Raw genomic sequence first — 21,039 nt, 5'->3', positions numbered from 1 at the left:
TCGAAATTCAAGGCTGTGCTACAGATCGTTCGGCAGAGCTAAAGCGATTCAGTGTAAAATTTCGCCGACCGAACTTCTCAAGAAAAAACGCAGCTTAGGAGAAACCTTGCGCCCCGTTCAGACCGCACTTCGTTTTGCCGCCTTCATCCTCGCCTTCACATCACTGACCTTCGCGCAGCAATCAACCAATACGCCGCCGGTGCCTCACGCCAAGACCATCCACCTCAAGCACGTTCTCGTCATTGGCGAAACCAAAGGCTTCGAGCATGATTCCGTCCCTGACGCCATGGTCGCCATCTTCGAGATGGGCCGCGACAGCGGTCTCTGGGACACGACCATCCGCACCGATACGGAGCTGCTGACCAAGAAAGACCTGGGTAGAAACGCCAAGAACCTCGACTACTTTGACGCCATCGTCTTCACCAGCACTACGGGCGAGCTCGACATGGACGACAGCCAAAAGAAGGACATGATGACCGCCATTCATGACGAGGGCAAGGGTTTTGTCGGCATCCATGCCGCGCTCGACACCAACTACAAGTGGCCCGAGTATGGCGAGATGATCGGCGGATGGTTCGACCAGCATCCCTGGATGACATTCAACGCGCCCATCATCAATGAAGATCCAAGCTTCCCAGCTGTGCGCCACTTCCCGCACGAATTCGTAAAGTATGACGAGATCTATCAGCCAAAAGACTGGTCGCGCGACAAGGTCAACGTTCTGCTTAGCCTCGACCCCTCACGACTCGACTACAGCAATAATCCCCGCATTCACCGCGCCGACCACGACTTCGCCGTCGCCTGGTCAAAGATGTACGGTAAAGGCCGCGTCTTTTACTCAACTCTCGGCCACACGGAAGAAGCCTGGAGCGACCCTGACATTCGCAAGATGTACTTTGAAGCCATCAAGTGGGTGCTGGGTATGACCGATGGCAGCACCGCGTCTCATGCGCGGCCGTCGCAACCTTAGTGGAAATGCATTCACACAAAAACGGTGTCCCCTCCTTTCGCGCGGCTTACGAAAGGAGGGGACTGCACAAGACAAGTTCGGCACATTCCACATCGCCTGTCATTTTGCCATATCTACTCTGAAATCACCGCACCATAGTTTCGTTCCGCCGCAAACCTGCGCTAAATCAGCTCCCGCACAGATATAATGGAAGGTTCAAGAAGGAAAGGAGCGCTCGCTTCGCATGCCCATCCAGCCCACCAGCAAGATCTGGCACAATGGCAACCTCATACCGTGGGACAAGGCCCAGATTCACGTCATGAGCCATGTTGTGCACTACGGCTCGTCAGTATTCGAAGGCATTCGCTGCTACGCGCAGCCGCAGGGAGCAGCCGTTTTCCGGCTGCCTGAGCACATGCAGCGCCTCATCGACTCGGCCAAGATTTACCGCATGACGCTGCCTTACTCGCTCGACCAGCTTTCGAACGGCGTCGTCGAGCTCATCGAGGCCAACGGTATTGCGCCTTGCTACATCCGTCCCATCGCGCTACGCGGATACGGCGAAGTCGGCGTAAATCCGAAGAATTCTCCCATCGAGATTTACATCGCCAACTATCCCTGGGGCAAATACGTTGCCGGAGACGACGGCGCCGACGTCTGCATCTCCTCGTGGAACCGGCTTGCGCCCAACACGCTGCCCTCGCTCGCCAAGGCAGGCGCTAACTACATGAACTCACAGCTCATTCGCATGGAAGCCGATATCAACGGCTATGCCGAGGGCATCGCACTCGACGTGAACGGCTACGCCTCCGAGGGGTCGGGCGAGAATCTCTTTGTCGTGCGCAATGGAGTCATCTATACTTCGCCGCTTGCCAATTCCGTCCTCGCCGGAATCACCCGCGACTCAGTGCTGACACTGGCCCGCCACCTCGGCCTGACAGTAGTCGAGCAGCCTCTACCGCGCGAACTGCTATACATTGCCGATGAAGTCTTCTTCACAGGAACCGCTGCCGAAGTCACACCAATCCGTTCGGTAGACCGCATCCCGGTGGCGGACGGCAAGATCGGCCCCATTACCAAGCAGCTGGCCGACGAGTTCTTAGGAATCGCCAACGGCCTCAAGCCTGATCGCTTCGGCTGGCTCACACCAGTCAATGTCAATGTCGAGCAGACGGTCGCAGTCTAGCAGCACTTCCCAAAAAAGAAGCACATGAAAGCCCCAGTAAATACTGGGGCTTCCGTTTACCACTTTACTCGCTGTCATTCTGACGAAGTATGTAGAGATCAGTACGTCTCTACGAGACGGGTACTCAGTCCAGACCTCTACCAGAGAAGCTTTACCGCGAATTGAACTTGGCGCGAAGTTGTTGATGTGCTGGTGATTGCCCCGGCTGTTCCAGAAAGGCCCGACGGCGTGAACACGATGAGGTTGGGCGTATTGAAATTGGCACGGTTCAACAGATTAAACATCTCGGCGCGAAATTGAAGCGTCAGCCGCTCGTGAATGGCGGTATCTTTGCCCGCTGAAAAATCCCATGTGCCGAGACCCGGGCCAATCAGTGTGTCTCTGCCGAGATTGCCGTAAAAGCCACTGTTCGCAGGGGGTTGCAGAAACGCCTCAGGGTTGAACCACTGAGAAGGTTTGCCGAAGATCGCAGAGCCGTGGAAGTTTGGATTTGCAAAGGGTCTTACGGGATTGCGCGTGTCTCCATTGTTCGAAGGATTGTAGCTGAGTTGCGGCGTGAATGGGAATCCAGACTGGACAGTCACGATGCTGTTTACCGACCATCCGTTTACAAGAGCATTGGCAAAACCTGTGAGGTTATTGACAAAGGCCTTATTACGGCCAAAGGGCAATATATAGACGGCGCTGATTACTCCGATATTTCTGACGTCATAGGTGGCGAGGCCCCAGTCGGCATGCAGGTCGTATGGATTGGAGACCAGGCCGGGCGCGTTGCCTGCCGCTGTTGCATTGAGGGAATCTCCGTTGTCCAACGCCTTTGACCATGTGTAGACACCGCGCAGTGACAGGTCATGGCTGAAGCGATGATTAACATCGACCTGAAGTGAGTTATAGTTACTGTTTCCCCAAGAAAACCATGTCCAGGTGTTGGCCAGAGTCGTATTCGCCTTCGGCGTGCCCGCCGGGATGTAGAACGCTCCGGAGGGGACGGCTGTATTCGCCAACCCGTTGGGGAAATTGGCGGGATAAGCTCCAGGACAAGGTGATGCGGGACAGATTGTCGGAACAGGCTGGTTGCCATCGACGCCGATAAGTTGATGATAGCCGTGCGACCCAACATAACCGACAGTGAGGGAAGTGTTCGGCGTAAGTTCCTGCTCGACTCTCAGCGAGTAAGAGATCAAAGTCGGCATCTTGGCGTCCGGCTGAACGCCGCCCGGAACCAGCAGCGCCTTTGCTGGTGTGGGAGCCTGGGGATTGAGAGGGAGACTCGATACCGGCAGCGAAGCGATGCTGTAGGTCGGGTTGAAGGGTGCATTTTGATCCATGCGATATCCCAGATCGTCCAGCAGCTCGTTGTAAATGCCGAACCCGGCGCGAACGACTGTCTTGTCCAGTCGCGGACTCCATGCCAATCCGATGCGCGGTTCCGGGAGGAATTTTGCATTGTTAGTCGTGAATGCATTGTCCCCAACGTGCGGCTGGCTGGAGATCACACGATCCGTGAAGGTGTAGTTGGCGGCGCGTCCGTGGGCCTCATTCCAGCCGGTTGAGAATTCGCCGCGGAATCCCAGAGTCGCAGTCAGCTTTGGGCTCAGCCGGATTACATCTTGCGCATAAACAGCTCCAAATAAAGATCGCCAATTCATTTCTGTCGGCGCTGGACTGTACAGGAAGCTGCTCGTCGTCCCTTGCAGGAATGTCTGAAGGCTGGTGAATGTAGCTTGTCCGTACTGGCTGAGATTGATAGTTTCGTTTGACTGGAACTGTTGAAACCATGCGCCGAGGCTCATCTGATGGCGGCCATGCGACAGCGTAACGCGATCTTCATACGTAAAGAGATTACGCACGATCGGCAGATTGCTTCCATTATTGCTTCCCGCCAGGCCGATTTGCGCCTGGGGATTGGAAGCGGCGCTTCCTCCCACCACGACAGCACCAACCGGACGTCCGGTGATGAATCCGGCAACGCTGGCCGCAGGCGTGCCCGGCGTAGGTTCGCCAGTGAAGAAGTAGGCAGCACGCGAGTAGCCAACGCGGGCCAGATTCAGCAGCGCAGGCGAGAAAATATGCGTTTCGTCGAGGCTGAGAACTTGCTCTCGCAGAGTCAGAATGTCGGTGCTGTAGGGATTCGCTGTGGTCTCTGTATAGTCCGCGCCGTCATCGATGGTATATGTTCCAGCAAGCGTATCTTTGGGAGAAAAAGTCTGGTCGAGGCGGGCTGTTCCGAAATCTTCACGGATGGTTTGCAATGGGTTGCTGAAGACTTGCGCGATGCCGTTGAAGTCAGGAGCGTCCGCGGGAGGAGTTGGCCACAAGTTCAACAACGGCTTTACGCTGTCTACTGCTTTCGCACGCGACGCCAGGTCGGGCACAAAGGCAGCCGACGTCTGATGCAGGTTCTGGCGATAGCCTTCGTAGTTTGCAAAGAGAAAGGTTTTGTCCTTGTGCAGCGGTCCGCCGAGCGAACCGCCAAACTGGTTGCGCTGAAATGGCGGAGCCGAGCCTTGGTCGAAATAGTTCGGGGCATCGAGAACGTTGTTGCGTAGAAACTCATACGCCGAACCGTGCAGCTGGTTCGTTCCCGACTGCGTAACAATAATGACCTGAGCGCCGGGACGCTTGCCGTATTCGGCTCCGTAGGAATCGCGCAGGACATTGAACTCGCGGACGGCTTCTACCCCGAGTAGTTGCTGGCTGGGGCCACCTGGCTGCATGTTGTTTTCCGCAGCCCCGGTGAACTCGACGCCGTTCAAGAGAAACAGATTTTGCTGAGGACGGTTCCCGGACACCGCAAAGTTATTTCCGGTGGTTGAGTTCGAGACTCCTATGCCGCCGGTTTTTTGCGATGTGAAATTTACGATGCCCGGGTTCAGAGTCAGCAGCAGGTCGTAACTGCGTCCATTCAGCGGTAGCTCTTTTACCTGCTGCTCGCCCACCAGCCCTGAAATGTCCTGTGACGTTACATTCACAACGGGAACGTTTTCAACGACAGTAACCTGCTGTTTCACTTCTCCAACCTGCAGGCTCAGATCGGCGGTTGCATCCTGGCCGACGACCAGAAAGATGCCCTCGCGCACCTTCTCGGCAAAGCCATCTTTGCGGGCCCGGACCTCGTATCGTCCTACCGGAAGCTCAAAGAGTTGATATTCCCCTGTTTGATCGGTGAGAGTGGTTCGTGAGATCCTCGTATCCAGGTTGTTTGCCGTTACGGACGCAGCCGGCACCGCAGCACCGGCGGGATCGGTGACTTTGCCCGACAGGTTTGCTGATACCTGAGCTTCCGCAGAAAAACAGCTCAGCACCAGAACGCACAACAAGATCGCAGACAAACGGCCACTGGCAAATGACATTGCTACCCTCACAGGGTTTGAAAAACTGAAGGATCAGGCTCGGGAACCGCCATCCAGCCCATTGCGCCCACGGCAAGAATTGCGTCTTGCCGCTCCTCGAGCTGTTTTCGACACAAAACTATATTAATTTGATTGAATAGAGTCGTTAATGTCAATCGTATCTAGTCGAAAGTGCCCCAGTTCAGGCCATGCCGTGGGAACGGGCGTGTGCGTGGCGAGAGAAGTGCGGCTCGTCCAATAGCGCTGTAAGCTTTTTGCCGTTTAGTTCTTCGTAGACCTTCTGCACTTGCGCAGGGAATCCATCGCCTTTGCCGCTGTCAGAGATATACCTGGCAATCTGCTGATTGCCCTTGAGTGTCGAGCGGATGGCTTCGATCTCGGTCTTCGTCTGATCGGGCGCGGCATTGGCGAGGCGGGAGCCGACCTGGTCTTGCAGCGCTTTGAAGAATGCCTGCTGATCATCGAGGACTGAACTAACGGAGCGATGACCGTGCCCGGTGCAGACGATCTTCGCTCCGAGTTTCCTGGCGACATCGAGCGTTGCGATCCATTGTCCTACGTTGCCGTCACCGACGTAGTTATAGGGTCCGTTCACGCAGACATCTCCAGTGAAAAGAATCTTCTGCTCCGGCAGCCAGGCTACGGCATCGCCATGCGTATGAGCCACGCCCAGATGCATGAGTTCGACGCGATGCTTGCCATCGTCAAAGTAAAGCTCTTTTGGAAAAAGAACCGAAGGTGGCTTAAGTCTGCCAGCCCTTACATCGGCGCGCTCCTTTGCAGACTCTTCCCATCTGCCCGGCTTGCTGTCGTAGTAGCCGGTTTCATAGCGCCGCATCTCTGCGACAACGCCGGTGTGCGCGACCGGTACGCCGCCGTTTTCGACGAAAATCTGGTTCCCGTAGGCATGGTCTCCATGATGATGCGTGTCGAAGGCGAAGCGTATTGGCTTATCCGTGATGGAGCGGATTTTGCTGATCATCAGCTTTGCGCCAGCGGGAAAGTTGGCGTCGATGACCAACACATAATCTTCGAAGATGATCCAGCCGTTGTTGCAGACGGCGGGAGCATTGTCTGAAACGACGTCGCCCTCGTGGAAATAGATGTCCGGCGCGAGCTTGTCCACTTCAGCGTCCTGTGCCGCAGCCACTGAAACTGCTCCGTGTAGAAGCTCGGTCTCGGCCGCAACGCTTAAGAACGCAGTGCCTGCTGCAAGGAATTCACGCCGATTGACTTTGCACATGCTTCACCACCTGATGGTTTCGATCTTTCTGCTGAAAACCGAGCTCTGAAAATCGTTTGGCGGGATTGTACGCTACGGAGTGAAATGTGGATTGGAATAATCTCTTAAAGATCAGGCCCGAGGAATTCTGCGTCGGAAAGGCGACACACAGTGGGTGAATACGAAGCGATGCTCGCGGTTGCGATCAGAGAAGCACTCCATGGACTCGAAGAGGGCGGCATCCCGATAGGTGCAGCGATCTTCGCCCAAGCTGGGAAATTGCTCGGCGCGGGACACAACCGCCGGGTGCAGCATGGCGATCCATCTGCCCACGGCGAAACCGACGCCTTTCGCAATGCCGGCCGTCAGCGCTCTTATGGCAATCTCATCATGGTCACAACGCTCGCGCCTTGCTGGTATTGCAGTGGCCTGATTCGTCAGTTCGGTTTTCGCAAGGTCATTGTGGGTGAAAGCCGTAATTTTCAGGGCGGCGTTGAGTGGCTACGTTCAAACGGAATTGAAGTAGTTGATCTGGATAATGCGGAGTGCGTCGCACTGCTGGGTGACTACATTCGCGCGCACCCTGAGGTCTGGAATGAGGACATCGGCAAAGAGTAGTCTCGATTCAGGAAACCGCCTGCCTTTGTGCTTCCTTTTCGGGAGAATCACTTTGCGAAGCCACCATGCCGTGGTGATGGTCGAGAAAGCCGGGTGATGTCGGATCCAACGGAGTCATCACTCCCTGCTGCTCACACCATCCAGGCAACACCTGGCTTCCGGTAATAAGCCGCGCGCCGTGGGTAGTAAACGTGAAGTAGGTCCATGCCCAATCGAGAAATACGGCAATCCGATTCCGGAAGCCGATGAGGAAATAAATGTGGATGCTCAGCCATGTGAGCCAGGCCATCAGGCCGCTCCAGTGCGCCTTGAACGGCCACTGGATGTTAGCAACTGCGGCAAGACGGCCAATGGTCGCCATGTCCCCCTTGTCGAAATAATGGAAAGGTTTGCGCGGCTCATGTTTCAGGTCCCAGGCGATCATGCGGGCCACATGTGCGCCCATCTGCATAGCGGGTTGCGCTACGCCGGGCAGTAGCCTGCCGTTCTCGACAACGTGCGCCAAATCGCCGCAGACAAAAATCTCCGGATGGCCGGCAGGGTTGAGCGTCTCATTTACGATGACGCAGCCACGTTTGTCGGTTTCGACGCCGAGTAACTTGCCAAGCGGTGAAGCTTGCACGCCTGCAGCCCATAGCGTTACCACCGCATCCACGCGCCGATCACCTACCATGACATAGCCGGGCCCTACATCAGTAACCTGGGCTCCGGTGTGCACCTCTACGCCAAGATCGTTTAGCTGCTCGACAGCTTTCTTAGACAGGTCCTCCGGGTAGGCAGCGAGAATACGCGGACCGCCTTCAAGGATCAGAACGCGCGCCATTGTGGGATCAATATGACGAAAATCGTGCCGCATGTAAAGCTTGGCAATATCGCAAATAGCGCCGGCGAGTTCAACGCCCGTCGGGCCACCGCCGATGACCACAAAGTTCAGCGGTGGATGCGATCCAATTTCAAGCATCTGTCTCTCGGCCAGCTCAAACGCGAGCAGCACGCGACGGCGAATCTCTGTCGCGTCTTCTACGGTCTTCAAGCCAGGGGCATACTGCGCCCATGCATCATTGCCGAAATATGAGTGCGTCGCGCCAGTCGCCACAACGAGGTAGTCGTAGTCCATTTCGACGCCACTCTTCATGCAGACACGCCGCAGAGTGGTGTTGAAGCCGACAGCCTCATCCATCAATACTTCGACATTCTTGTGTTTGCGCATAATGCTCCGGATAGGAGTAGCGATGTCAGCTGGGGAAAGAACGGCAAGCGCGACCTGATAGAGCAGAGGCTGAAAGGTGTGGTGATTCCGGCGGTCGATGATGGTAATGTCCACCGGTAGCTTTGCCAGTCCCATTGCCGCTTTTAATCCAGCGAAACCTCCGCCCAGGATGATGACCTTAGGCGGGCGACCCGCTTCCACCTGTGGTATGCCAGTTGCGGGGGCGCCCATCATGCCTCCTCGGAAAAATCTCCCTATGGGAAAGATGCTTTAGCTACAACAAGCGATACATCAGAGTCTCGCTTGGGACTGTAAAATCCGGAGCAGCCAACTATGGAAAAAGCGCCGAGTCATATTTCGGGGAAGAAATCGAAAAAGGCATCGAGGCTCTGTCGCAGTTGGGCCTCGATCTGTTCGCGCGTCCCTTCAAGAATGTGCATGGTCACGCGCGCTGAGTTCCCATTCTTCAGTTGAATGGGCGCCTCGCCTACTTCTGAGATTTCGTCGGCGGGCAACAGCCGCAGGCCGTAGACAAGAGTCAGGTTTGCCATGCCGTTATCTTACCCTCCGCATCTTTTCCCGGCGCTCAACATCTCAGAAGGTACAATCAAAGTTCGACCCTAACTATGTCCGACACCATACGCGATACCGTTATTATTGGCTCCGGCTGCGCCGGACTTACTGCCGCCATCTACACCGCCCGCGCCAACCTGAAGCCGCTCGTGCTCGAAGGTCATGAGCCCGGCGGCCAGCTTTCCATCACGACACTGGTTGAGAATTTTCCCGGCTGGCCCGAAGGCATTCAAGGGCCTCAGCTCATCGAGAACATGAAGTTGCAGGCTGCGCGCTTCGGTGCAGAGTTCCGCATGGGGCACCTGGCCTCTGCTGATTTGTCGAAGCGTCCTATTGCCTTGAAGGTGGGCAGCGAGACCATCCACACACGCACCCTCATCATCGCCAGCGGAGCATCGGCGCGTTGGCTTGGTCTTCCATCGGAACAGGCGCTCATCGGGCACGGCGTCAGTTCGTGCGCCACTTGCGACGGCTTCTTCTTCTCCGGAAAAGACATTGCCGTGGTCGGCGGCGGCGACTCCGCGATGGAAGAGGCACTCTTCCTTACGCGCTTCGCCACTAAAGTAAGCCTGCTGCATCGCCGCGATCAGTTCCGCGCCTCACGTATTATGCTCGACCGCGCCATGGCCCACCCCAAGATCGAATTCCGCGCAAACACAGTGATTGGCGAAGTACTCGGTGTCGAGCAGAAAGAAGTCAGTGGCCTACGCACACGGAATACCGTCACTGGCGAGGAGTCGATTCTGAATGTCAGCGGCCTCTTTCTCGGCATCGGACATATTCCCAACGCAAAGATGTTTGAGGGGCAGATCGATCTCGACGAGGACGGCTACATCAAGACGCACGACTACGTCTTTACCCGCGTTCCCGGCGTATATGCCTGTGGCGACGTGCAGGACCGCCGTTATCGGCAGGCCATTACCGCCGCGGGAACCGGTTGCATGGCCGCTCTCGAAGTTGAGAAGTATCTGGAAGAACACGGGCGCTAAACCGGCCGATTATCCGAAGTTCGCAGAAAGATATACACTCTACCCGCTATGCCAGTAGTTATCTCTATGCTCCGCGGCGTAAATCTTGGTGGGCAGAAGATACTGAAGATGGAAGCCCTGCGCGCGCTTTACGAGTCTCTGAGGTTTGATGACGTTGCCACCTTCATTCAAAGTGGGAATATCGTCTTCCGGACGAAGGAGCGCGACCTAAGCAAGATTTGCAAGCGCATAGGAGGCGGGATCGAGAAGAATTTCGGCTTCCGCCCTGAGGTGATTCTGCGAACAACGGAGGAGATGCGCGGCGTGATTGCGCGGAACCCGTTTGCAGCAAGAAAAGAGATAGAGCCGAGCAAGCTGCTCGTCTGGTTTCTCCCTGCTGCGCCCGATGCCGAAGCACGAAAAAAATTGCAGATGGTGAAGATACAACAGGAGGAACTGCGGCTGGAGGAGCGCGAGTTGTATATCTATTTTCCGGATGGGCAGGGACGTTCCAAATTGTCCTTACCGGCGGTAGATCGCGCGCTGAAGGTTCTGGGCACGGGACGGAACTGGAACACTGTACAGAAGTTGATGGACATGGCAGAGAAGCTCGAAGCTACTGATTGAGGATTGTGCTGTCCATCCTGTCGCAAACGCCGCGACTGATGAGCACCCGTCGTTATTATTGGAAACCTGAAAATACAGACCCTCCGCTAGGCGCAGGATGACAGCTGCGGCCACTTCATTAGCTGAACTGGCTCATGTTGATGCCAAGTTTGTATTCCTCGTGGCTGGCAATCAACTCATCCCATATAACTTCACGCTTCTGGTAGCCGGCCATGCGGCCCAGCATGCAACTGCGCGCGCTTTCCACGCCGGCAGCAATCTGGTTGTGGAACTTGCCCGAGGTAATGCTCTCGATGAAGCCCTTGTCCTTTTCTGAGTCGGCCTGAGCAAGATTATCGCTGAAGGCGCCATTGGCGGCAAAGGAGCCGGACGGCTGCTGCGTCACGCTGTCAGCCCATGTCCACGGGTTGGCGCCGAGGATGCGGAGCGGACCAGAGTATGGCATCTCGGCAATTCCTTTCGACCCGAATATGCGCTCGGAAACGTCGAACCATTTGCCCGGACAGAACTGAGTAGATGAGAAGCTGACGCGAATATCTTCCGGGTACGTGAAGATGACCTGATAGTTGTCCCACGTATCTCCGGCGTGGGTAATCACGCTGCGCCCGCCAGTGGCGACCGCCTTGACGGGATGCGTCTGCAAGGCCCAGTTGCAGATGTCGATGACGTGGATGTTCTGTTCGAGCAGAATGTCGCCCGAGAGGTTGCGGTACCACAGCCAGTTGCGGATGCGCTGCTCGTCAGCTGAGGCGTTGGGATAGTCGTGCTCGACGGCTGGCGGTGAGTTGTAGTGCGCGGCGATGCTGGCGATCTTGCCCAGTTCGCCTTCATGAATGCGGCGGACGATTTCGACAAACGGCGGCGCGCTGCGAATCTGGAAGCCGACGTCTACACTCAGTTTTCCATCGACCCGCTTTGCGATTTCCAGTGCCTGATTGGTTTGAGTGATGTCCACACCAACAGGCTTTTCGCAATAGGCATGCTTACCGCCATGCGCCACGGCTTCAAGATGCTGCACATGGAACCACGGTGGCGTTGAGATTTGTACCGCGTCAACGTCTGGCGACGCTGCCAGCTCTTCATAAGCTTCATAGCCACGAAACTGGTGCTCCGGGCCGGCATAGCCTAATGACTGATTCAGGCTGTCGAAGTAGGTTTTGCCTTTATCGAGCTGGTCCTGAAAGAGATCGGCGATGGCCACAATGCGCGCGCTGGTGTTCTTCGCGAAGGATGTTGCGACAGCAGTGCCGCGGCTGCCGCATCCAAGCAGCGCATAGCGCACGGCGGAGTTGGCTTCATAGCCGAAGGCGGTTTTGGGCTTTAGGAGCATGAGTCCTGAAGCGGCGGCTGAACCTGCGAGAAATTTCCTTCTGTTCATTTTAGGGGTGCTCCGGTTGTATTGGTGCTGGCATTGAGAAAAAGCTACCGCGAAGGACGCTAAGTATCGCTGAGGTCCGCAGAGGAAGAGTTTTTGCCACAGAGAATGCGAGGGGCACGGAGATACTAGGCATTGGTGCTCTGAATTTTATTAATAATTTTTTCGAGATAGATTTTTTCGTTCTTCACGTCCGCGATTTGCTGCGGGCCTTCAGTTTCACGTTCGATGGTGACAGCCCCGGTGTAGCCGAGCTTGTGCAGCTTGGTAAAGACTTTCTCGAAATCGACCAGCCCTGTGCCGATGAGGACTTCTTCGCCGAGCTTCATCGGGTTGGTGGGCCACTTGCCGTCTTTCGCGTGGATGGCATGAACGTGTGGGCCAATGATATCGACCGCGTCCACTGGGTTTGCCTTGCCGTAGAGGATCAGATTCGCGGTGTCGAGGCCGACGCCGAGATTCGGCAGATTCACGTCCTTGATGGCACGCGCCATGGTCGTAGGTGTCTCCTGGCCGGTTTCCATCAGGAAACGCTGGCCATTTGCGGCGCAGTGTTTCGCCACTTCCTGAATCGCAAGGACTGATTCGTCATAGAGTGGATCACGCGGGTTTTCCGGGATAAAGCCGCAGTGGGTCTGGATTTGCGGGATGCCGAGAAGCTTCGCGAAATCGGAGGTTTGCTTGAGGGCGTCTATGCGGGCGGCACGGCTTTCACGCGGCACCAGACCGATCGTGGATGGGCCGTCTTCGAAGTCCCAGACAAGGCGGCCCGGGCCTACCACTTCTGCCGTTGTTGCCGTGACTTCATATTTCTTCAGCAAACCGCCGAGTTCATCCGCTAATGCAGGTGTGTATTTGCCAATATAGGCGTCGAGCGAAAAGAAGCAATTGGAAAAGCCCATGTTCTTGACGCGGGAGATGGTCGCTTCCGGGCCATCGGCCGGCTTGATGAGTAGACCCACGGCCATGGGGTTCAGCTTACTTTCTGCCGCGAGAAAAGGCTTCTGCATAAATCCAAGGCGCTGCGCTGCATATGCTGCCGATATTGCGCCTGTCTCAAGCGCCACCGCGCCAAGGAATTCTCTCCGTTTCATTTGCGTCGTTCTCCGGTGGCAACGATTCCACTGAGGAAGGGTATCAAGAGAGGACATCAACTGTCGCGCATTACAGCATTCCCTGGATGAATTTCAGTTCTTATCTGCCTTGCTGTTTCCGCTTTTCTTTCCTGCGCGCACGATAGAACGAGCTGAAGGTGAAGTAGGCGAAGACCAGCGTAACAATCGTATACACAAGAAAGCGCAGATGATCGGGACCGATGGCCCATTCGTGGCGCAGCTTCCAGCTGTTCATGCCGAAAAACAGGGTGAAAATACCGAAAAATAATCCTGTAACTTCCAGCCACAGAACACTGCTGGCATGCGCAAAGGGTTTCCACAACGCTTCACCAAATCTGCGGGTGCCACGGGCAACGGCCTTTCCGCGCCCGGCGTACACTTGTGATTGAGACATAGCCTGCTGCGCTGACTTGGAAGGATCGATCTCGGCGGGCGGAGGACTTCCTTGGACAGCTCGGTCAAGCAGCATTTTCGAGGCGACGCGGACGCCAATTCCGAATTTACGGCCGAGTGTGTTCGGCTCCATGGAAAAAGTTTAGCAGCCAGGTGATTCCGGTTGCCCTCCATGCACATCTGAAAGTAAGGTAAGAGACAATTCCAGCGCTCCAGGCCGTTCGTTGGCGGGGGAAAACGGAGACACACCTTGAACGCAAAGCTGCGAAAACTCGTCCAGCAGTTGGGAGAAGCCATCCACGAGACGGTCTCCGAATCAGAGCATATTGCCGGCGTTGTGCAGGACATCCGTAGGCAAGGGTTTGACGTGCTGTTGATGCTCGAAGCTACCATCGGCCTCAACGAACTCGAGCAGCAGCCTGAAGCCATGCTTGAACCTTCGCAGTCCGGAGGGCAGGAAGAGGCAGGGCGTGAGGGCAAGGCGTTTTCCTCCCAGGACGTGCATTTTCTGCGTTCGCTCCGCATCGCCATCCAGGACGACGAACGAAGCGACTGACGGCAATCTTTACCTGAATCACCCCTGTTGACTCCTTGGCGCGCATCGATATGCTAGTATCGCCAGTTCCAGCGCGGGATAATGGGGAATGTATCGAACTATGCCGAATCCCCTGGCTGAGAAACACCTGGCGTAAAGGGGCGTCGTACGCATGAAGGACACACTCGGAGTACTTTTAGCAGGCGGCGCGGGCGAGCGCCTTTTTCCCCTGACCCGCGACCGCGCAAAACCGGCCGTGCCTTTTGGCGGCAATTACCGCATCATCGACATCACTCTCTCCAACTGCATCAACTCTGATCTGCGCCACGTCTACATCCTGACTCAGTACAAGGCGCTCTCTCTCAACCGCCACATCCGTGAAGGCTGGACGAGCGTCGTCGCCCAGGAGTTGGGCGAGTTCATCGAGATTCTTCCGCCCATGCAGCGCGTGAGCGCCAACTGGTACATGGGCACAGCCGACGCAGTCTACCAGAACATCTATTCCATCGGCTCCGAGCAGCCGAAACATGTGCTGATTCTCTCCGGCGATCATATTTACAAAATGGACTACGGCAAGATGCTCCAGCACCACAACGATGCCGGTGCCGATGTCACCCTGGCCACGCTTCCCATCGATCCGTCCGAAGTTTCTCGTTTCGGCATCGTCGAAGTCGCCCGCACCGGCGAAATCGTCGGCTTCCAGGAGAAGCCCAAGTCCACCGAGCTGCGTTCGCCCTTCAATCCCACCACGGTCGATGCCTCTATGGGTGTCTATCTCTTCAATACCGACGTCCTTCTGCCCGCGCTGATGAAGGATGCCGAAGATCCGACCTCGAAGCATGATTTCGGCCACAACATCCTGCCTTCCCTTTTGGGCAAATACAAAATGTATGCCTACAACTTCGTCGACGAAAACGGAAAAGATGCGCTCTACTGGCGCGACGTGGGAACGCTGGAGGCCTACTTCGACGCCAACATGGATATCGCTTCTGTATCGCCTACCTTCAACCTGTATGACAGCAACTGGCCCATGCGGACGCGGGTACGACAGTATCCTCCGGCGAAGTTCGTCTTTGGCGAGCCGGGGCGCACCGGCATGGCAGTCAATTCGATTGTCTCCGCCGGCTGCATTATTTCAGGCGCAGTGGTACGGAACAGCGTGCTTTCGCAGGATGTGCGCGTGAACTCTTACTCGGAACTGGATTCTACTATCGTTTTTTCGCATGTAAATATCGGGCGCCACTGCCGCATAAAGAGGGCGATTATCGACCGCGATGTACACCTCCCGGAGGGCACGGTAATTGGCTACGATCAGAACGAGGACAAGCGTAACTACTTCGTCACGCCGTCTGGATTGACGGTAGTGACGCGCGACTATTCTCTATATGAAAATCCGGTATCGGCTGACTTTCTGCAGCCGGTGTAAGCACACGATTATGCGTAGTCACGCTATGAATTAATAGTCATAGATTGGCTATGGGCTTTGAGGCAACCGTATCTCCACCTCCAGGCCGCGCGGCACGGCGTTCCTTGCGTGGATGCTGCCTCCGTGAACATGGACAACCCGGTCGGCGATAGCAAGGCCAAGACCGGCTCCGTTTCCGCTTCGATTATCGGCGACGCGATAAAACGGCTGGAAAATGTTGATCAGTTCTGGCTCGGGGACACCCGGGCCGTGGTCGCGCACAATAAGGCGGAGCATCGGCTTCCTATTCGCGTCCTCGACATTGAATTCAGAGACAGCGACAAGCCGCACCTCAACGGTTTCGCCGGGATTGTTGAAGCGGATCGCATTCCGAATGACATTTTCGATTGCGCTGTAGAGCAGCTCCGCGTTGCCCTCGACAAAGCATGGTCCGGCAGCGGCCAGACGAACACCTCCGCCGCGTTCGTGTGACTCGAAGTCCGCGCTTTGAACGATCTGAGAGACAAGCTCAGTCAAATCCAGGTGAGTCATCGATATCGGAGTTGCAGTCGTGTCCAACCGCGCGATGGTTAACAGACGCCCGATCATCTGGTTAAGCCGTTCGATGTCGCGCTCCATTTGCGCGAAGGCCGGATCGTCGCCTTTGCGTTCACGTCCCAAATCGAGCGCTACGTTCAGACGCGCCAAAGGCGAACGCAGTTCGTGGGAAATGTCATAGATAAGCTGGCGCTGCCCGGTGACGAGTCCTTCAATGCGCGCGGCCATGGCGTTGAAGTCGCGGACAAGCGAGCCGATTTCATCATGGCGCCGCTCCATGCCGTCAGCGGCGCGCGTGCTGAGGTCGCCTCCGGCAAGGCGTTGTGATGCCTCGCGCAGACGCAGGATGGGAGTCGTGAGATAGCGCGTCAGCAGATAGCAGATGAATCCGGACACCAGAAGCGCGACACACCAGCGCAGCGCGATCACGGCATGGCTGAGGCCGACAGCAGCTCGCGGTCCGACAGGAAGCTCCGTTGCATAGATAAATGTTTGGCCGTTCTTGCCTTGTACCCGCAATGCCACGCGGGCGAGGCCATATTTCATGCTGAAAGCGGAGTTGTCCGCGGCTGCTACGCGTGGAATGATGTCGGCGAATGTTTTGCAGTTCGTGCCGGAGATGACGGCTCCCGAGCTATCGAAGAGACAGGCCAGCAGATGCGAATTCTGTTCAAGATGGCCGATGTATGCGGACGCAGCGGGCGCGCCTTGTGCTTCAAATTGATCGACTGCTGTGGTTGCCGAGTAGCGCGCAATATCCATGAGCGTGGCGTGCCATTGTGACGGCACGTTACCCGGCTGAAAGATAAAGGTGATGACGAGCGCCATGCCCGTGGCAATGACCGTGGCCCAGAACCACAGAAATATCTTCAGGAAAAGGCTGCGGGCCTTCATGAGTGGTTCGTCTCCGAGCGCACGGCAAAAAGATAGCCGGCGCCACGCACGGCCTTGATCGGCTCTTCACTCAGCCGCTGCGCCAGCTTTTTCCGCAGGTTGCTGATGTGTACGTCGATGACCCGGTCGAAGGGGCCGAGCTTGCGGCCGAGCACAGTTTCGGTGAGCTTCTCGCGTGTGACAACACGCCCGGCTTCGCGCAGAAGAACATCAAGCAGGTTGAACTCGACGCTGGTGAGATCCAGGGAGACTCCGTCGATGGATGCTTCGCGCGCCGCGGGATCGAGGCGGACGCCGCCTACAGTTACAACACTCGTGATTTCTCCCGAGCGTTCGGTTCGTCGCAGGATCGCACGGATACGCGCTATCAACTCACGCGGATTGAAAGGCTTCGGAAGGTAGTCATCCGCGCCGATCTCAAGGCCGAGAATTCTGTCCACGTCTTCGCCGCGAGCGGTGAGGATCAAAACCGGAACGCGCGATTGGGCTCGCAGGGAACGAAGCACATCAAGACCGCCCATGCCGGGCAGCATCAGGTCAAGAATGATGAAGTCATGCTCGTGCGAGCGCGCACGCTCCAGTCCCCGGCGCCCGTCATGCACAGCTTCCAGCGCGAAACCCTCGGCACGCAAGCGCTCAACAAGAAGCCTGCATAACTCCACATCATCGTCAACGATGAGCACGCGGTCCATCTATCTCCTGATGGTAGTCGAGCATATGGGGCTGAAGCGCAGGCTTTACAAAACTTTACCTTGCTTAACCAATCTTTATCGCACGCGCAGAGCACGAATGCTGGAATCGAGACAGTAAGAGGAGATTGGGAATGAAACGAATTGTTCTCTGGTCAGGCGTTGCCGTGCTGGTGGTCGTCGCCGGTGTATTGTTTGCGCGCGCCGACGCGCGACGTGGCTGGTGTGGTCATGGTTGGGGTCACCGTTGGGCTGGTCCTGGCCCGTTGGGTTATATCGCGCATGAATTGGACTTGAACCAGCCACAACGGCAGCAGATTAGCACGATGTGGCAGCAGGAAAAACCGGCGGTTTCTTTACTGGTCACTGAGTTTGCCGCAGAAAGCAAGGAGATGGATGCTGCCACAGCGAACGGCAGTCTGGACGAAAGCAAGGTGCAGGAGATTGCGGGACGCCAGGGGGCCACGGTCGCGAAGCTGCTGGTGGAGAAGGAGCGCTTCAAGTCGAAAATCTACACCACTGTTCTTACTCCGGAGCAGCGCACCAAAGCAGACGAATTGCAGGCGCGCTGGCACGAGCGCCTCAGCCACGTAGGCCATTTCTAAACATAACTCTGAGAGAGGAGCACGAGTATGAAAACGAACCTGTCGAACTTGCCGTTGCTGACGAAACTAACCATTGCCGGACTTGTGGGCTGCACCCTCGCGATATGGATGCAGTGGCTCTCAGGCGACCCAGCATATACGAAGTTCCCTCCCGGCCCGGTGTTCTTCATCGCCGTTGCGGCCATGGTCGCGTTTGCCACGCGCTGGTGGTGGACGCCATTAATCGGCGCACTCATTGGGCTGCTCGTCACCTCGGGTTGGTTTGTCCGGCTACCCCAGGACATGCAGCGGCTTACCCATCCGGGCAGCGTCGGGAATTTCGCGCCCGGCATTTTCGCCGGCTCATTGCTGCTGATCACTTCACTTCTGCTGACCGACGTCGCAGGACTGACAGCAACAGTACAAAACTACCGACGCATGGAGCACACGGCTGACAGCTCGAAGATCTTACTGCGACTGTTCGGCGGGCTCTTTGTGCTGATGGGCGTCATGGTCATGGTGAGCGGCGTGCACGCGGACAAATACCACAACCTGATGCACCTGACCTGGGGTCTGCTGGCAGTGGGCGCGAGCTTTGCCGGCTCCACTTTTGCAAAGCGTTTCTGCCTTGGCTCCGGCATCTTTTATCTTGCACTGGCGGTTCTTGGGCTGACCATTGGAGACCCGGCTATGAACAGGATGTGGCACGCCGGACCAATGGTGCTGCATACGGGAGACCATATTTTTCATCTTGTTTTAGGCAGCGTTTTCATCGCGATCAGCCAGTTGCGGGTGCGAGAACCGCGCTATGAGCAGAGCCACGCGTAATGCTGAACCGGGGGCCGGCGCTTAAGGAGGCGAGTCCTTCTTCCTGCGCCAGCCTTAGCAATCTATTCGTAGGCCAGTGCGTCGATGGGGTCTTTGCGCGCGGCCTTGAGCGCAGGGTAGAGCGCGCCTAGAATCGCGCCGGCGAATGCGATTCCAGCCGCATTGGCGCGCCAGACAAGACTCACCGGAAACGGCAGGGTGGGGAATTTATAACTCAGCCCAATCTTGAGAACGTAAGTCAGCCCAATGCCGAGAATAATGCCGAGAACCGAGATCAGCGCTGCTTCGCGCAGAACTACGTTCGCGATATAAGCTCGCGATGCACCGAGCGACTTTAGAATGCCAATCTCACGCGTGCGCTCCATCACTGCCGTGTACATGGTCTGGAAGACAACAATAAAGCCCACAATGACCGCGATCCCGATGACGCTACGCAATGCCGGGTTGAATCCCGGCAGGTGCTCTGGCGTCATCTGCGACAGCACTTCCGCCAGAGTCTGCACCCGATACTGGCTCAAGCCCGGCGTGTCCAGAATTTCCTGCCGGATTTTTTCCTGGTTGGCGACATTGTCACTGCGAATGTAGAACTGTGAGGCGTTGTCGGGATTGCCCAGTAGCGTCCCCAGCGTGTGAATAGGGAGGAATTTGCGCCCACCGCGCCCGTGCTCCACAATGCCGCAGATACGGAAGGGGTGGTTTTTGACCTGGATGGTCTCACCCACCTGATACCCCTTGTCTGTGTGGGCAAATACATCGTCGACAATGAGGTCATTTGGGCCTTGAAATGGCCCTCCGGCCGCAAAAACAAACGGCTTAAGCGCATTAAAGGTGTCGTAATCGATTCCCCAGATGATTTCCGGAGAGCTTCCCAGGCTGAAGTCCTGAATCACGGGTGTAGCCACGGCGACATGCGGCAGCTTGGCCAGCACTTGCGATATTTTTGCCGGAACCGGAGCCCCAGCCATTCCGCTGATAAAGCTTGAACTCGACGGCCGCACGATCAGGTCAGCGCCGATGCCGCTCGTCTCTTCGCGGCTGTGCTCAACCTGCCCAATAAAGATGCCAACAATGGAGAGGATCATGACCACCTCCACGGCAACGGCAAAAATGCCGATAAGAGTCCGCAAAGGGCGGTGAAGCAAGTTGCCGAGCACAATCTTGTTCATTGCAAAAATCCTGTGAAAACTTGCCTGAATAGGCCGAAGCCCCTTCCCTGCTCGAGAAGAGGCGAAAATCTTTCGAAATTCAAGTCTAACAAAGTGAAAAGTTCTGCCGATAATGAGTTGTGGGAGGAATGTCTTTAAAGAAAATGACACCCTTACTTTGGATATAAAGAAATAAAGGGTAACCGGTGTTTTTCTTTGACTTTGCGTCACCGATGGTCTTATGGTTTGCCCAATAGGTTGTGCAGCGGTGGGACAGCTGCCACAACATGTATTTTGCGGAATTTGCTCCAACATGATTTTCTAATCCCAGAAATATCTGCACAGGAATAGGAACATGGGTCAGTTCGGCGAAGATTTGCGGAAAGAGCGGCAAGACCGCGGCATCGCGATCTCGGCAATCACTGATGTAACGAAAATCAGCGGGCGCCACCTGCTTGCTCTGGAAGAAGAACACTTCGATGCCCTCCCCGGCGGTGTTTTCAACAAAGGCATCATGCGCGGTTATGCGCGTGTGGTCGGGCTGGACGAAGATGCCTGGGTTGGCCGCTTCATGTCTGCCTACCAGCAAAGCGGTCAACTTAAGGACGACGACGTAAGCTGGATTGAATTCGCGGAAAACGTCGGCAAGAGCCGCCCCGACGATCGACCTCGCCCCGATGTCCGTCTGCGCTGGGCGGGTGTTGGTGTGCTCTTAGTGCTGCTTTCCGCTCTCGGATGGTTTGTGTGGCATTACGTGAGCAATCGCGTTGCGACAGCAAACATAGGCGTTCATCAACCGCTCTCCGCATTGG

The 21,039-nt window shown here is 56.2% G+C and carries 20 protein-coding genes; 10 read left to right on the top strand and 10 right to left on the bottom strand.

Annotation, left to right across the window (positions count from 1 at the left end):
- The first annotated feature begins 106 nt into the window (after window positions 1-106).
- Together VEV40_RS16215 and VEV40_RS16210 are read left to right on the top strand one after the other, a co-directional pair.
- Window positions 107-970 carry a ThuA domain-containing protein gene (locus VEV40_RS16215; RefSeq protein WP_324833829.1) on the top strand — a complete coding sequence of 288 codons (864 nt, stop codon included), beginning with the start codon at window positions 107-109 and terminating at the stop codon, window positions 968-970.
- Window positions 971-1,193: 223 nt separating this feature from the next.
- Window positions 1,194-2,135: a branched-chain amino acid transaminase gene (locus tag VEV40_RS16210; protein WP_324833827.1), complete on the top strand. Its 942-nt coding sequence runs from the start codon at window positions 1,194-1,196 to the stop codon at window positions 2,133-2,135.
- A gap of 137 nt (window positions 2,136-2,272) precedes the next feature.
- On the opposite strand, the gene VEV40_RS16205 is transcribed toward VEV40_RS16210, so the two are convergent.
- Window positions 2,273-5,488, bottom strand: a complete 3,216-nt coding sequence (locus tag VEV40_RS16205) for a carboxypeptidase-like regulatory domain-containing protein (protein WP_324833826.1) — start codon at window positions 5,486-5,488, stop codon at window positions 2,273-2,275.
- 181 nt (window positions 5,489-5,669) lie between these two features.
- On the bottom strand, window positions 5,670-6,731 hold the full coding sequence (locus tag VEV40_RS16200) for an MBL fold metallo-hydrolase (RefSeq protein WP_324833824.1): 1,062 nt from the start codon (window positions 6,729-6,731) through the stop codon (window positions 5,670-5,672).
- A 150-nt stretch (window positions 6,732-6,881) separates the two neighbouring features.
- Here VEV40_RS16200 and VEV40_RS16195 point away from each other — a divergent pair, with 150 nt between their 5' ends.
- A complete protein-coding gene (locus VEV40_RS16195) occupies window positions 6,882-7,328 on the top strand; it encodes a nucleoside deaminase (protein WP_324833822.1) in 447 nt (148 codons plus the stop codon).
- A gap of 7 nt (window positions 7,329-7,335) precedes the next feature.
- Here the strand turns inward: VEV40_RS16195 and VEV40_RS16190 are convergent, their stop codons facing one another.
- Window positions 7,336-8,772: an NAD(P)/FAD-dependent oxidoreductase gene (locus tag VEV40_RS16190; RefSeq protein ID WP_324833820.1), complete on the bottom strand. Its 1,437-nt coding sequence runs from the start codon at window positions 8,770-8,772 to the stop codon at window positions 7,336-7,338.
- 116 nt (window positions 8,773-8,888) lie between these two features.
- Window positions 8,889-9,089: an allantoinase gene (locus VEV40_RS16185; RefSeq protein ID WP_324833818.1), complete on the bottom strand. Its 201-nt coding sequence runs from the start codon at window positions 9,087-9,089 to the stop codon at window positions 8,889-8,891.
- 75 nt (window positions 9,090-9,164) lie between these two features.
- Here VEV40_RS16185 and trxB point away from each other — a divergent pair, with 75 nt between their 5' ends.
- Entirely contained in the window at window positions 9,165-10,100 is a 936-nt protein-coding gene (trxB, locus tag VEV40_RS16180; protein WP_324833817.1) for a thioredoxin-disulfide reductase, read from the top strand.
- Between the two features lie 48 nt (window positions 10,101-10,148).
- On the top strand, window positions 10,149-10,706 hold the full coding sequence (locus VEV40_RS16175) for a DUF1697 domain-containing protein (RefSeq protein WP_324833816.1): 558 nt from the start codon (window positions 10,149-10,151) through the stop codon (window positions 10,704-10,706).
- Between the two features lie 118 nt (window positions 10,707-10,824).
- Here the strand turns inward: VEV40_RS16175 and VEV40_RS16170 are convergent, their stop codons facing one another.
- From VEV40_RS16170 to VEV40_RS16160, 3 genes are all read right to left on the bottom strand, one after another.
- Complete coding sequence (locus tag VEV40_RS16170) at window positions 10,825-12,084, bottom strand: Gfo/Idh/MocA family oxidoreductase (protein WP_324833814.1); 1,260 nt, start codon at window positions 12,082-12,084, stop codon at window positions 10,825-10,827.
- Between the two features lie 125 nt (window positions 12,085-12,209).
- A complete protein-coding gene (locus VEV40_RS16165; RefSeq protein WP_324833812.1) occupies window positions 12,210-13,175 on the bottom strand; it encodes a sugar phosphate isomerase/epimerase family protein in 966 nt (321 codons plus the stop codon).
- Between the two features lie 100 nt (window positions 13,176-13,275).
- Window positions 13,276-13,590, bottom strand: a complete 315-nt coding sequence (locus tag VEV40_RS16160) for a hypothetical protein (RefSeq protein ID WP_324833810.1) — start codon at window positions 13,588-13,590, stop codon at window positions 13,276-13,278.
- Window positions 13,591-13,839: 249 nt separating this feature from the next.
- On the opposite strand from VEV40_RS16160, the gene VEV40_RS16155 reads away from it, so the two are divergent.
- The gene (locus tag VEV40_RS16155; protein WP_324833809.1) at window positions 13,840-14,145 is read left to right on the top strand and encodes a hypothetical protein; all 306 of its coding nucleotides are present in this window, start codon (window positions 13,840-13,842) and stop codon (window positions 14,143-14,145) included.
- Window positions 14,146-14,296: 151 nt separating this feature from the next.
- The gene (glgC, locus tag VEV40_RS16150) at window positions 14,297-15,550 is read left to right on the top strand and encodes a glucose-1-phosphate adenylyltransferase (protein ID WP_324833808.1); all 1,254 of its coding nucleotides are present in this window, start codon (window positions 14,297-14,299) and stop codon (window positions 15,548-15,550) included.
- Between the two features lie 48 nt (window positions 15,551-15,598).
- On the opposite strand, the gene VEV40_RS16145 is transcribed toward glgC, so the two are convergent.
- Together VEV40_RS16145 and VEV40_RS16140 are read right to left on the bottom strand one after the other, a co-directional pair.
- Window positions 15,599-16,981: a HAMP domain-containing sensor histidine kinase gene (locus VEV40_RS16145; protein WP_324833805.1), complete on the bottom strand. Its 1,383-nt coding sequence runs from the start codon at window positions 16,979-16,981 to the stop codon at window positions 15,599-15,601.
- Window positions 16,978-17,673, bottom strand: coding sequence for a response regulator (locus VEV40_RS16140; RefSeq protein WP_324833804.1), 696 nt, complete (start codon window positions 17,671-17,673; stop codon window positions 16,978-16,980). Before VEV40_RS16140 ends, VEV40_RS16145 begins: the two co-directional genes overlap by 4 nt.
- Window positions 17,674-17,804: 131 nt before the next feature.
- Between VEV40_RS16140 and VEV40_RS16135 the strand changes: the two genes are divergently transcribed.
- Both VEV40_RS16135 and VEV40_RS16130 read left to right on the top strand, forming a co-directional pair.
- Window positions 17,805-18,275, top strand: a complete 471-nt coding sequence (locus tag VEV40_RS16135; protein ID WP_324833803.1) for a Spy/CpxP family protein refolding chaperone — start codon at window positions 17,805-17,807, stop codon at window positions 18,273-18,275.
- A gap of 27 nt (window positions 18,276-18,302) precedes the next feature.
- Window positions 18,303-19,082 (top strand): DUF4383 domain-containing protein, encoded by a 780-nt coding sequence (locus tag VEV40_RS16130; protein WP_324833801.1) that lies wholly within the window; start codon window positions 18,303-18,305, stop codon window positions 19,080-19,082.
- Window positions 19,083-19,144: 62 nt separating this feature from the next.
- Here the strand turns inward: VEV40_RS16130 and VEV40_RS16125 are convergent, their stop codons facing one another.
- Complete coding sequence (locus VEV40_RS16125) at window positions 19,145-20,248, bottom strand: ABC transporter permease (protein WP_324833799.1); 1,104 nt, start codon at window positions 20,246-20,248, stop codon at window positions 19,145-19,147.
- 334 nt (window positions 20,249-20,582) lie between these two features.
- Here VEV40_RS16125 and VEV40_RS16120 point away from each other — a divergent pair.
- On the top strand, window positions 20,583-21,039 hold a 457-nt coding region (locus VEV40_RS16120), incomplete at its 3' end, for a helix-turn-helix domain-containing protein (protein ID WP_324833798.1).

This window comes from Alloacidobacterium sp., assembly GCF_035631355.1.
Taxonomy (GTDB): Bacteria; Acidobacteriota; Terriglobia; order Terriglobales; family Acidobacteriaceae; genus Alloacidobacterium.
This window is presented reverse-complemented; position numbering and strand designations above follow the sequence as displayed.